Annotated in this window: 9 protein-coding genes, 1 tRNA gene and 1 other RNA gene; 5 read left to right on the top strand and 6 right to left on the bottom strand. The window is 61.0% G+C overall.

The window, feature by feature from the left end; all coding sequences use genetic code 11:
* Window positions 1-58: 58 nt before the first annotated feature.
* The 4 genes from ffs to dapA form a co-directional block, all read right to left on the bottom strand.
* Window positions 59-155, bottom strand: an RNA gene (gene ffs, locus VCB98_RS00560) — signal recognition particle sRNA small type.
* A gap of 263 nt (window positions 156-418) precedes the next feature.
* Window positions 419-509 (bottom strand) — tRNA-Ser (locus tag VCB98_RS00555).
* Window positions 510-604: 95 nt separating this feature from the next.
* Entirely contained in the window at window positions 605-2,053 is a 1,449-nt protein-coding gene (locus tag VCB98_RS00550) for an alginate export family protein (protein ID WP_346049366.1), read from the bottom strand.
* Between the two features lie 30 nt (window positions 2,054-2,083).
* Entirely contained in the window at window positions 2,084-2,962 is an 879-nt protein-coding gene (gene dapA, locus VCB98_RS00545) for a 4-hydroxy-tetrahydrodipicolinate synthase (protein WP_346049364.1), read from the bottom strand.
* 339 nt (window positions 2,963-3,301) lie between these two features.
* On the opposite strand from dapA, the gene VCB98_RS00540 reads away from it, so the two are divergent.
* The 3 genes from VCB98_RS00540 to VCB98_RS00530 are packed head-to-tail and all read left to right on the top strand — an operon-like array spanning window position 3,302 to window position 5,778.
* Window positions 3,302-3,832, top strand: a complete 531-nt coding sequence (locus tag VCB98_RS00540) for a glycine cleavage system transcriptional repressor (RefSeq protein WP_346049362.1) — start codon at window positions 3,302-3,304, stop codon at window positions 3,830-3,832.
* Window positions 3,833-3,865: 33 nt separating this feature from the next.
* The gene (locus VCB98_RS00535) at window positions 3,866-4,333 is read left to right on the top strand and encodes a peroxiredoxin (protein ID WP_346049360.1); all 468 of its coding nucleotides are present in this window, start codon (window positions 3,866-3,868) and stop codon (window positions 4,331-4,333) included.
* Between the two features lie 44 nt (window positions 4,334-4,377).
* Window positions 4,378-5,778 (top strand): PhoH family protein, encoded by a 1,401-nt coding sequence (locus VCB98_RS00530; protein ID WP_346049358.1) that lies wholly within the window; start codon window positions 4,378-4,380, stop codon window positions 5,776-5,778.
* Between the two features lie 25 nt (window positions 5,779-5,803).
* Here VCB98_RS00530 and VCB98_RS00525 read toward each other — a convergent pair whose 3' ends face one another.
* Window positions 5,804-6,892, bottom strand: a complete 1,089-nt coding sequence (locus tag VCB98_RS00525) for an AI-2E family transporter (protein ID WP_346049356.1) — start codon at window positions 6,890-6,892, stop codon at window positions 5,804-5,806.
* A gap of 218 nt (window positions 6,893-7,110) precedes the next feature.
* On the opposite strand from VCB98_RS00525, the gene VCB98_RS00520 reads away from it, so the two are divergent.
* Window positions 7,111-8,451, top strand: coding sequence for an OmpP1/FadL family transporter (locus VCB98_RS00520; RefSeq protein WP_346049354.1), 1,341 nt, complete (start codon window positions 7,111-7,113; stop codon window positions 8,449-8,451).
* 232 nt (window positions 8,452-8,683) lie between these two features.
* Window positions 8,684-10,192, top strand: coding sequence for a beta-barrel assembly-enhancing protease (locus VCB98_RS00515; protein ID WP_346049352.1), 1,509 nt, complete (start codon window positions 8,684-8,686; stop codon window positions 10,190-10,192).
* A gap of 90 nt (window positions 10,193-10,282) precedes the next feature.
* Here the strand turns inward: VCB98_RS00515 and VCB98_RS00510 are convergent, their stop codons facing one another.
* The gene (locus tag VCB98_RS00510) at window positions 10,283-12,880 is read right to left on the bottom strand and encodes a M14 metallopeptidase family protein (RefSeq protein WP_346049350.1); all 2,598 of its coding nucleotides are present in this window, start codon (window positions 12,878-12,880) and stop codon (window positions 10,283-10,285) included.
* Between the last annotated feature and the right edge of the window lie 148 nt (window positions 12,881-13,028).

The raw sequence follows: 13,028 nt of genomic DNA, 5'->3' as shown, positions 1-13,028 counted from the left end.
CAGGCAGGCCCCGGCACTGGAGCGTGTGAGTGAGGGAAAGAGCGAAAAGGGTGGCGGCCCGCACCGGCAGATTCCCGGCACCCGGCGTCACCGCTACCGCTGCTCCCTTCCGGGCCTGACGGGGTTTGCGGCTGGCCGTCGCGGGAGAGCCGGCACGGACCACCATTGACATGGCAAGGGCGCTGCCGCCCGAAAACAGAAGAGCCACCGATGACTCGGTGGCCCATCAAAAAATGGCGGAGAGGGAGGGATGACTCCGCGCATCCCTGCGCTCCGCCCTCCGCTTCGCTCCGGGGCATTCGCCCAAGGCGAATGCTCAAATACGTTCCTTACGCATTTGTCGAACCCTCTATCGGGTTCGAATCAGGGCTTCGATCCGCCAAGACAGCCACCGCTCAATCGGTGGCCCATCAAAAAATGGCGGAGAGGGAGGGATTCGAACCCTCGGTACGCGGGTAGCGCACACACGCTTTCCAGGCGTGCTCCTTCGACCGCTCGGACACCTCTCCGGGACTTGCTATTCCGCGCCGCGGAAGCGCGCCATCATAACCGATTCATCCCTTCCTGCTCAAGGGAGGGGCCGCCGCCAGGCGGCCCCGTCTAGTCAGGGCTCGAAACGGGCAGAGACACTGAACCAGGCGCGGGTACGGTCTGCGGCGTATTCGTCACCCGGGTAAAAGTCCGGATCCTCGCCCATGTAGTGACTCAGGCCCAGATTCAGTCGCAGGGGGCCCCAGAGCTCGCGTCCGGCGCCCAGGCTCAGCTCCTCGCCGTAGCGGCCACTGCCCTGATCGACCTGGAACTGGTGGAAGCGGGAATCAAAATCCCAACCCCAGCGCTGGAATCCAACGCCGGCGTAGACGTCAATGAGACCGAACTCGGGCGTGACCAGGAAGCGGTCAGCCTTGCCGTTGAACTCATGCAGGCTTGCCAGGGGGGTCTGGAAGGCCCATTCCCGATCACCACCCAGGCGCTCACGGCCCACATACCAGCTCCAGTCATCCAGTTCCTGTTTCAGCTTGACGTGCTGGTAGCCGAGATCATCATCCGGGCCTTCACCCCGCACGCCTTGCTGCACGGCAGCTTCCAGGCGATAGCTGAAGGTTTCCGTCCACGGCACCGGGCCGGTCAGACGCAGGCCATAATTTCGATGTGACTCCCATTCGTCTTCGTCAAAACGCAGGTTGTGGAAGTAGATGCCCATCCGGTTGTCGCCGATTCGGGTATCCAGGTCCAGAACCGCCGCGCGGCTGTCAATCCGGCCCAGGCCGTCGGGATGATTGGGGCCGAGCACGGTATTGATTCGGTCAATGTACTGACCCAGGAAGCGCGCCCGCTCACCGGTACCGATCCGCAGCCCAAAGGCATTGAATGTCTGCTCCAACTGCCGGAATGAATCGCTGCCAATGAAACGTTCATTGTCATGCCGGATGGCCTGGCGGCCCAACTTGACCTCGAAGGTGTCTTCACGACTGACGAAACGACCCCAGCCCTCGGACACGGCCGTATCCTTCGGGTCGCGCACAGTGGGGAAGTTACCCGGCCGATCCGTGGTGTCTTCAAAACGGGGCTCGCCAACAATCTGCAAGGTCTGGAAGGCCAGGCCGGCATCGAAGCCCCCCACCCGCGGCGTGGTGCCGCGCACACGGAGCCGGAAGGTGGACGCTTCGGCGTTGTCGGAGAAACCATCCTCATCGACCACTTCGAGGCGATAGCGCACATCGGCAAAGGATGCCCCTTCCTCGACTTCACGGGCCGGCGGCACGGGCGGTTCCACCAGGCGCGGGGCCATGGCCAGACAGGGATTGGCATGACCGCTTCGGGCGGTTTCCTCCCCCGGAACCCGGAAGCGTTCACTGCCCGGAATGGGTTCACCGTCTTCGTCGAGCAAGGGCTCGCCAATGCGCGGGTCCATATAGGCTTCGCCAGCCTGCTCATCACAGTGCATGGGGGTAGCACAGGCGGCCACGACCACGGGGGTCAGCAGGATGATCAGCAGCCGAAGCTGCCGGTAGGACAGGCTGGATGGGTAAAGCGGAGATAGCGTTGACATGAAGCAGCGTATTCCTGATCTATAGGGTATTCAGTCGAGAATGCCGGCGTGCCTGAGGGCCGCCCGCACACGTTCGTGGTGTTCCTCGGCCAGCGGAACCAGCGGCAAGCGGATACCGGGCTGAATCAGGCCCATCTCCGCCAGCGCCCACTTGACCGGCACCGGGTTGCATTCCACAAAGAGCTCCCGATGCAGCGGCATCAGGCGGTTATTGATTTCCGCCGCCTTTTCCCGGTCGCCACTGCGGGCGGCATCACACAGGGCCTGCATCTGCTCAGGTGCTACATTGGCGGTGACCGATACATCACCAATTCCACCCCCAAGGATGAAATCCATTGCCGTGGCATCATCGCCACTGTAGAGCTCGATTTCATCGCCACAGAGCTCACGGAGCGCCTGAAGGCGCTGCATGTCGCCGGTGGCTTCCTTCAGACCCACGACCGTATCCAGTTCCGCGAGTCGGGCCACCGTTTCCGGCAGCAGATCACAGCTGGTTCGTCCCGGGACGTTGTAGAGCACCACCGGCTTTTCCACTGCCCGCGCCACCGTGCTGAAATGCCGATAGAGCCCCTCCTGGCTGGGCTTGTTGTAATACGGCACCACCAGCAGGAACCCATCAACGCCCATTGCTTCCACCTTGCGGGTCAGGTGAAGTGTCTGGGCGGTGGAATTGGACCCGGTGCCTGCGATAACCGGCACCCGCCCCGCCGACAGACGGACAGCTTCTCCAATCAGATCGGCGTGCTCGTCGGTTTCCAGCGTCGGGGATTCGCCTGTGGTCCCGGCCACCACCAAGGCCCGGGTGCCGGCATCGACGTGGAATTCGATCAGGCGCTCAAGGGCCTCGAAATCCAGGGCACCATCCGACTTCATCGGAGTGACCAGAGCCACCATGCTTCCGCCGAACATCACTGCACTCCTGCGTATTCCCGAAAGGACAGGACAACTGCCGGACGAACCGGTTCCCGCGGCCACGACCCTGCCCCGGACAACCGGTAGCTGTGAGAGCAGACGCCGAAAGGCGCCTGACGGGGCCGGCAGGCCCGCCGGGACGGAACCCGTCGCTGCTACCGGCACAAAAAGCGCCAGTTTACCCACTGTCCGGCCTGCTGAAAAGCCAAAGCTGATCCAATCCTGTTCGGCGGGGCCAATTGGGCAGTTTTCAGCCCCTCGGGCTCGGGTTAGACTGAAACGCAGACCGGCGGCATTACTACCCCCCGGCTCAACCACATCGGAAAGAACGGGACAATGAATCAGTCACTGATTATCTCTGCCCTGGGCAGCAATCGGCCCGGCCTGCTTGAGGGGCTGACCCGCCATATCAGCCAGAGCGGCTGCAATGTCAGCCACAGCCGCTGCTCCCTGATCGACGGTCATGTGCTCTTCGTGGCCAGGCTGACAGGCAGCTGGGACACCCTGGCCCGGCTCGAGGCATCAGCGGAGCGCCTGCGTCGGGAGCTGGATCTGGACCTGCAGTTGCGACGCATCGAATCGCGTCCGGAGAGGAGCCATCGCCTGCCCTACACCGTGGATATCGTGGCGCGGGATCGTACCGGCACCCTGACTGAGCTGTTGAGCTTTTTCAGCGAATATGAGGTAGAGGTGGCGGAGGTGGTCACCCAGAGTTATGTCTCCGACCACACCGACACCCCAATGGCGACCATTCAGATGACTGTCCACATCCCGGACGCTCAGCCCCTGACCCTGGTCAGGGATCATTTCATGGAGCTCTGCGACCGCCTGAATCTGGATGGGCTGATGGAGCCCATAAAGCATTGAATCCCGATATCAGTAAATGAACAAGGAGCAATAATGACTACCGTCAGTATTGGCAAGAAGGTCCCCGATTTCAGCCTGCCCGCCACCGGAGACCAGGACCTGGGCCTCTCGGATTTCCGCGGCCGAAAACTGGTGCTTTACTTCTACCCCAAGGACAGTACCCCGGGCTGCACCACGGAAGGCCGGGACTTCAGCGCCCTCCACCAGGAATTTCAGGCCGTCAATACCGATATTCTGGGGGTTTCCCGGGACGGGCTGAAGGCCCATGAGAATTTCCGAAGCAAACAGGGTTTCCCCTTCCATCTGCTTTCAGACAAGGATGAAGAGCTGTGTCGAATGTTCGATGTCATCAAGGAAAAAACCATGTTCGGCAAGAAGAGCATGGGGATCGAACGAAGCACTTTCCTGATCGATGACGAGGGCGTACTCCGCCAGGAATGGCGGAAGGTCAAGGTCAAGGGCCATGCAGAGGAAGTGCTGGAGGCGGCCAAGGCCCTTTGAACCAGTACTGACTGCCATCCCTGCTGCCACAACCCGAGGTAAAAATGAGCCATTCCGACAAGAAGCTGTTCGTGCTCGACACCAATGTCCTGATGCACGACCCCACCGCCATCTTTCGCTTTGAGGAACACGATATCTTCCTCCCCATGGTGGTACTTGAGGAGCTGGACGCCCACAAGAAGGGGATGTCGGAATCAGCGCGAAATGTGCGCCAGATCAGTCGATTCCTGGATGAGCTCATGCATGGCGCCAAGGGCGAACAGGTGGCTGACGGCCTGCCCTTGCCGGAGGCTGGCCGATCCGCCGGTGCCGATTGCCGGCCCTCAGGCCGCCTGTTTTTTCAGACCGAGCCCTTGCCTGCCAAATTGCCGGACTCCCTGCCCGGGAATAAACCGGACAACACCATCCTGGCGACCACCCTCGGTCTGCAGCGGAAGCGTGCGGACACCCAGGTGATCCTGGTGACCAAAGACATCAATCTGCGGATCAAGGCCACGGTGGTTGGAGTCAAGGCGGAGGACTACTACAACGATAAGGTCCTGGAAGATGTGGACCTGCTATTTTCCGGGGTGGACGAACTGCCCGAGGATTTCTGGGAGACCCACGGCGAAGCCATGGATTCCTGGACCGAGAACGGGCGCAATTATTACCGCCTCAGTGGCCCCCGGGTTGCCGATTGGCAACCCAACCAGTTCGTGACCGGCGGGGATGATTTCGAGGCCATTGTCCGCACCGTGGACGGCGACTCTGCGACTCTGGAGATGAGCCGGGACTTCCGCAGTCCCCGCAACGCGGTCTGGGGCATTACCGCCCGCAACACGGAGCAGAATTTTGCCCTCAATCTGCTGATGGACCCGGAGGTGGATTTCATTTCCCTGCTGGGTGCCGCCGGTACCGGCAAGACCCTGCTGACACTGGCCGCCGGCCTGACCCAGACCCTTGAAGAAAATATCTACAGCGAAATCATCATGACCCGGGTCACCGTGCCCCTGGGCGAGGATATCGGCTTCCTGCCGGGCACGGAGGAAGAGAAAATGACGCCCTGGATGGGGGCACTGATGGACAATCTGGAAGTGCTGACCCGCTCCGAGGAAGGTGGGGACTGGGGGCGGGCGGCAACCAATGATCTGCTCCAGAGCCGGATCAAGATCCGTTCGCTCAATTTCATGCGGGGGCGTACCTTTCTGAACCGCTTCATCATCCTCGACGAGGCCCAGAACCTGACGCCCAAGCAGATGAAGACCTTGATCACCCGGGCCGGGCCAGGCAGCAAGATCATCTGCCTGGGCAATGTAGCCCAGATCGATACCCCCTATCTCACCGAAACCACCTCGGGGCTGACTTACGTGGTGGACCGGTTCAAGAACTGGGCCCACTCCGGGCATGTCACCCTCATGCGCGGGGAACGCTCACGGCTGGCGGATTACGCCTCCGAGGTGCTCTGAACAAGGCAAGCGCAGGGCCGCGAAGTCAGGATTCGGAGGCCGCCGAGCTGTCCTGCTCCGGATCCTCCTGCGACTGCCTCGGCCAAGCCTTGAGGACGGCCTGAAAGAGGATGGCCAGGGGAATGGCGAAGAATACGCCCCAGAAGCCCCAGATGCCGCCGAAAAAGAGGACCGCCACAATGATGGCGATAGGGTGAAGATTGATCACCTCGGAGAACAGGATGGGCACCAGCACATTTCCATCCAGCATCTGGATAATCCCATATGCCACCAGGATCCATGCCAGTTCGGCGCTCCAGCCAAACTGGAAATAGGCCACCAGAGCCACCGGCACCGTCATCACCGCCGCCCCGATATAGGGGATCAGCACCGAAATCCCCACCAGGAAGCCCAGCAGCATGGCGAAATTAAGGCCCATGAACATGAAGGTGATGTAGGTCACCACCCAGACAATCAGGATCTCCCAGAACTTGCCGCGGATGAAATTGCCCAGCTGGGAATCCACCTCCTCCCAGACGCGCGCGGCCAGGCCACGTTGGCGCGGCAAGTGGCTCCGGGCCCAGTCCAGAATGGATTCCTTGTCCTTGAGAAAGAAGAACACCAGCAATGGCATGAGGACCATATAGACCAACAGGGTCACGACGCCGACGACCGAAGACACCGTCTGTTGCAGGGCGGTATCGGTGAATCCCCCGGCTTCCGACTGGATCTGCTCCAGAAAGCGCTCGACCTGGGTCTCGCTGAACAGCGTCGGATACCGCTCGGGCAGGGTCATCAGCAGTCGCTGCCCCTCCGCGAACATGGCCGGGGCCAGATCCAGCAACTGCCCCGCCTGGCGGACCAGGATCGGAAAGAGGCTGAAAATCAGCAACAGTAGAACCACAAAGAAAAGAGTGAAGACCAGCGAAACCGCGAGCAGGCGGGGAATCCCCATCCGCTGCATGGGCTGGATGACCCCTTCCAGCAGGTAGGCGATGATGACGCTGGCGATCACCGGGGCCAGATATTGGCCGGCAAAGACGATGCCCAGGAAGCCCGCCACCAGCAGGCCGACCAGAATCACCACCTGGGGATCGGAAAAATGCTTGTAAAACCAGTCCCTAATGACATTCATGTGCCGGTCCAGACTGCCTGATGGATAGGGGCAAATCATCGCCCCTCATCCGGAGGTTGTAAAGGGCCCATAATGCCAGGGGCCCCGTAAAGCCGCCCTCTACCGCATCAGGCCCTCCTCAACGAGCACCTTGCTTCTTCCGTGACCCTGTGCTTGAATCAGCCGGAAGACGCCCAAACAGCCGTTTGTTCACAAACAAATTTCGAGGGGAATAAGCAATGAGCCACAGTATCCTGCGTTGCTGCACGGCCGTCCTGGTGGTGGGTGCGACCGCGGCTGTCCCGATCGCGGCCTCAGCCGCCGGGTTCGCTGTTACCCATCAGGGCGCACGCGGCGCGGGCCATGCCTTCGCCGGCGGCGCTGCGCTGGCCGAGGACGCCTCTACCATCTTCTTCAACCCGGCCGGCATGACCCGCCTCGAGGGCCGGGAATTCGTCATCAGCCTGCATGGCAACGATGTGCGCATGGACTTCACCAAGGACTCGGCGACCGATGCCATCGGCCAGCCGCTCTCCGGCGGCGAAGGCGGCCGGATCGGCCAGCTCTCGTTCATCCCGAATGCCTATTACCACCAGCAGATCAATGATCAGCTGCACTTCGGCGTGGGACTAAGCGTACCTTTTGGATCACGGACTAAGTACGACTCAGACTCCATCTTTCGCTATCAGGCCCTTGAGTCGGATCTGGGCATCATTAACCTTGCGCCCTCAATCGCCTACAAGGTCAATGATGTGGTTTCCCTCGGCCTTGGCCTCAACATTCATTACATGGAGATTTCCACACTCAGTAATGCGCTTGATTTCGGCGCCATCTGCTTCGCTCAGGTGGACCCCACCACCTGTAGCGCTCAGGGGCTCAGCCCCCAGTCGGCGGATGGCCGCGTAGAGCTGTCGGGCGACGGCATGGGCTACGGTTTTACTGCTGGCGCCCTGTTCGATTGGGGAGAGACCCGCCTGGGTGTGAACTACCGAAGCTCGGTAGACCACGACCTGAGCGGGAAAGCCCGATTCAGTGACGTGCCGACACTCTTCAGCACGCAGGGTCTGTTCATCGACGACCGCATCACGTCTGAATTCGAGAGCCCCGATGCCCTGTCCTTGAGCATTGCCCATCAGGTCTCTGATCAGATCACTCTGTTTGGTGACTACACGCGGATGGGCTGGCAAAGCTTCGATGAGCTGCGGGTCGAATTCGACAATCCCAACCAGCCCGATTCCGTCGAGCCGATCAACTTCCAGAGCCAGGATCGCTATTCCATCGGCCTGGACTATCGCAGGAGTGATGCCTGGACCTTCCGTGCCGGCATTGCCTACGACGAGTCAGCGGCACGCGACCGGTTCAACCGGCCGCCGCGGACGCCCGATAACGATCGTACCTGGCTTGCCCTTGGCGCTACATGGCAGACGTCTGAATCCAGTGAATGGGATTTCGCCTACGTTCATGTGATGCTGGGTGACGATACCCCCTTCGACCGCACGGGCGGCCAGGGCGACCGCATCGTCGGGAGCTACGAGGCGGCTGCCAATATACTGTCCGCACAGTATCGCTACCGGTTCTGACAACCCTAAGGTCGATTCAGGAAAAACGCCCCACCAACGGGGCGTTTTTTTTCGCCCGCCAGGCCGGAACCTGACATCCGGCGAGGGTCACCCCGCGGGGTTGAATAAAATGCCGGCCCAAGCCGTTATGGATGGTTTTTTCACGGTGCCCACCAGACTTGAGTGAAACGCCAAGCCTGTTATCTTGTCCCAAGATAGAATACCCACCGTCTCCGGGAGGCTCGTTTCTGGAATGCGCCTGATAGTCGCCAAGCTGTGCAGTCTGGTCCTGGCCGCCGCGCTCAACCTGTCGCCGGCACCCGCCCATGGTCAGGCCTTTGACATCAGCAAGCTCCCGGACCTGGGGGATGCCAGCAGCACGGTTTTCTCGCCCCGGGAACAGGACCAGATCGGCAAGGAAGTGGTCCGGCGGATGCGGGAGGCCAGCGTACTGCTGGAAGACCCGGATATCGAGGAGTACGTTCGGGACCTGGGCCAGCACATTGCCGCCCACAGCTCACGTCCCGGCGATCAGTTTCACTTTTTCGTCATGCGCAGTGCCGAAATCAATGCCTTCGCCCTGCCCGGCGGCTATATCGGCCTGAATGCGGGCCTGATCCTGGCCGCCGATACCGAGGCGGAGCTGGCTGGCGTGGTGGCCCATGAGATTGCCCACGTCACCCAGCGCCATATTGCCCGGCAGATCGACGCCATGCAGGGTAGCGGCCTGGCCACTCTCGGAGCCATGCTGGGCGCCATCCTGATCGCCGCCAATACCGGCGACTCCGATGCCGCGATGGCCACCATGTTGTCGGCTCAGGCTCTCCAGCTGCAGCGGCAGATCAACTACACCCGCGCCCATGAATATGAAGCCGACCGGGTGGGGATCCAGATGATGGCCGATGCCGGCTTTGACCCGGAGGGCATGGCCCGCTTCTTCGAGAAGCTTCAGCGTCGCCATCAGTACGGCGCAGGTCAGGCCGTTCCTGAATACCTGCGCACCCACCCCCTCACCACTCATCGCATCACCGAGGCCCGAAATCGGGCACGTCGGCTAAGCGAAGGAGAATACGAGTCAGGTCGCCGTTTCTACCTTGCCCGGGAGCGAATCAACGCCCGCGTTGCGGTCAGCTCGGGGCGTGACCCGGTCCAGCTGACTCCGGCGCGATCACCTGCCAGCCCCAGCTTCACCATGGACCTGCAACGCTACAGGCAGGCACTGGAAGACCAGTTTCGGGGCCGTCATGAACAAGCAGCCCGTGTCTTTGATCAACTCCGCCAGAGCTCGCCTGACATCATCGCCTACCATGTGGGTCATGCTGAAAACCTCCTGGGCCAGGGCAAGATGGATGAGGCCCTTGCCCTCCTCCAACGGGCAGCCGAACTCTTTCCTGATAATGAAGTCCTGATGGAGAGCCACGCTCGCACCCTGCTTCAGATGGATAAACCCGAGGAAGCCCTGGCGCTTCTGCAGCGACTGACCCGGCGCCCGGGAGCTCAGCCCCGGCATTTCCGAATGATGGCCGAGGCCAGTAACAACCTGGGTGATATTCCGGGGTCTCATTTCCACATGGCCGGTTATTTCCACAAGCATGGCGACCTCTACCATGCCCTGACCCAGATGCGCATGGCCCTGAGCCATCCCGCCCTGGACGACTCACGGCGCAATCGCTACATGGATCGCATGGATCAGCTGCATATGGAATGGCGAAACCTGCCCTCCTCCGCCCAAAGGGCACAGCGAGGCACACCGCCACGGTAGCTGTACTGATCGAGTCCGGCTGGCAGCAAAAAGAAAATCCCCCTTCCCTGTCACAAGGGAAGGGGGATTTCTTGTGCCGTTCAAGGAGTGTCAGGGACGGCGAGTATGGGCAATGGCGCCGCTGAAGTAGAGGCTGTTGATCAGCAAACGATTGGTCCCGAACCAGAAAGCCCGGAAGCTGGGATTGTCGACAAACAGCACCACCGTGCCACTCCCCACTCGATCGGCCTTCACCGACAGGCTGCCGCCCATGGTGGCCAGGTTTTCTTCTGAAACGTAGCCGCTCAGCAGAGGTTCCTCACTGTAGCGCGCTACCTGGTTGTAGGGATTATCGCCAGGCTCCAGGTAACGCGTGCTGTTGCGGAATACGGGCAGCTTCTCCCGAGTGTAGCCGTATGCCAGGGGATGGCTCAGATCCAGGTGGGTTTCGAAAATGGAACCGCCAATCACCTGGGCGGCGATATCACCGCTAAAATCCCCGTAGGGCAAGCGGTCTTCCTCGCCCTGCGGGCGGTCGCGAAAGTCGAGCTCGTAGAGTCCGCTATCCGAAACCCACTGGAGGGCGTTTTTCTGTGCCACCAGGGTGCCGCCCTCGTGGACCCATTCGTGCAGGGCCTCCTCGGCCCTTTCGTCCAGTTGCTGCTGCCACTGGCCATTAACCATGAACAAATGGGTATAGCGATCCAGGTCGGCCCGACCCAACTCGCCATGATTCAACAGAGTCACCGGGACCCCATAACGATGGTCCAGCAGGTGCCAGATCTCCCCGGCTTCCTGCATGTGAACGCCGTCATCCACGAGAATCGCAGGGCGTACGGGTTCGACCGGACGGAAGCTGGGACTTCCCAGGTCAATCCCGCCACGGCTCAGACCACTATCCAGCGCCGTCACATCCACACCATCTCGCCGCGCATACCGGCGCAGAATGGACTCGATCTCTTCATGGCTGGCCTCGTCCTGAAGCCCCGCGGGGATGAGAATGGTGCCTCGGGCGAACTCTCGGCTCTCGCCACCCCCCACAGAGGCTTCGAACTCATTGGTGGCAACCCGAAGGCGAACCCCGGCCTCCAACAGCCTCTGGGCCATGCGCGGTGCATAATAGGGCGCCCAGTCGAAGGCCCAGGCTACCGGGCGGTCCACATCCAGGGCCAGACTGCCTCCGAGCCCTGGCACATCGTCCAGGGCCTGACCGGCATCCAGACGGCGCAACTGCCGCGCCGACAGCTCCGCCGTCGGCATATTGAATGCCAGCGGCAAGGTCCAGGTGGAAACATCATAGAAGCGCGTGTCCGGGAAGCTCAGCTGCCGCTCCATCATCGCCAGGATAAAGCGGTACTGGGGCTGCTCCAGGGGCACTACCCAGGCCTCGCCCGGTCGAAATTGATGGCCGTCTACCTCAATCGACTCACCCAGAGGGCTGACTTCCACATCCTGGCGCAGGAGGATTTCCACCAGCTCGACTGTCCGGCCACGATCCGCGGGGTCACCAAAGACAAAAGCCTTGCGGCGATCCTGGCGGGCCTCATCCATGGCGTCTTCAAAGAACTGCTGCTGGAATCCCAGCAGTTCATCACGCAATTCGTGACTGGCCTCCAGCGTCGAGAATGAGGTCAGGACCTGGTTACGAACCGCCTCGGTGAAGCTGCGCTCACCGTGGATGGTCTCCCGCAGATGGCCCCTGGCACTGGCCTGCTCATAGAGAATGCCAATGGCACCCTGGATATCGGGAAAGGTCGAGCCTTTGCCGTAGTAGTAGTCGTCGAATACTTCCCGTGTGAAATAAGGCACGCCGTATTGATCCAGGATATCGGCATGGAATTCGGCAATCTTGCCGGTCAGCTCAAAATTCCGGTCCGGCGTCCGGGGGTTATCCCGGTCGGGATCACCCGGCTGGAAAAAATAGGTGCTGTTACGCCCCATTTCATGCCAGTCGCCAACCACGTTGGGCTTCCAGGCCTGGAAGCCGGCGACTCGCGCCCGGGACTCGGGATGCTGGACCGGCAGCCAATCACGATTGAGGTCGAACCAATAGTGGTTGGTTCTGGCCCGTGGCCAAACCTGCCGATGCTCGCGATTCTGTGGATCCGCTACCAGCGTCTGGCCCCGGTGCATATTGACCCAAGTGGCAAAGCGCTGAACCCCATCCGGGTTCATGGCCGGCTCAATAAGGATAATGGTGTTGTCGAGAATCTCGCGAGTACGCTCGTCTTGAGCAGCCGCCAGATGCCAGGCCACCACCATGGAGGCATTAGCGCCACTGGCCTCGTCACCGTGAATGCTGTAACCAAACCAGTTAACCACCGGGTGCTCGGTCAGGTCCTCGCCGCTGCCTGGCTGCAGGGCCTGAAGCCGTGCATCGCGAATTTCCTCAAGGTTGTCCTGGTTGCTGCTGGAGCTTATCCGCACTACCAGCATGGGTCGCTGCTCATAGGTGCGCTCTTTCTCCACCATGGTCACCCGATCAGAGGCAGCAGCCAGATGCTCGAAATAACGAATGAGCTGGTCGTGGCTGGCATGCCACTCCCCTGGCTGAAAGCCAAGAACATCTTCGGGCGTAGGGATGCTGTCATCGTATTCGCTCGCCCAGGGCAGGTACCAGTCAAGCTCTGAACCAGCCAGGGCCCGGTCGCTTGCCAGCAGGGACAAGCTCAACAGCAGCAATACCAGGCTTGATGTGAATGCTCTCATTGTGACTCCTTTGGTTGCTTGCAGTCAGCAGAGCGGCTTCCCCATGGCCGTCCGTTCTCATCTCCCTCTCAGATTACTCGCAGCGAAATCGCCATGATTCCTCCAGGCCACCGGGCCTGTTAAGATGCGCAAAATTCCAAGGAATTCG

Origin of the sequence: Natronospira elongata (genome assembly GCF_034931365.1) — a bacterium.
In the GTDB taxonomy this organism is placed as follows: domain Bacteria; phylum Pseudomonadota; class Gammaproteobacteria; order Natronospirales; family Natronospiraceae; genus Natronospira; species Natronospira elongata.
This window is presented reverse-complemented; position numbering and strand designations above follow the sequence as displayed.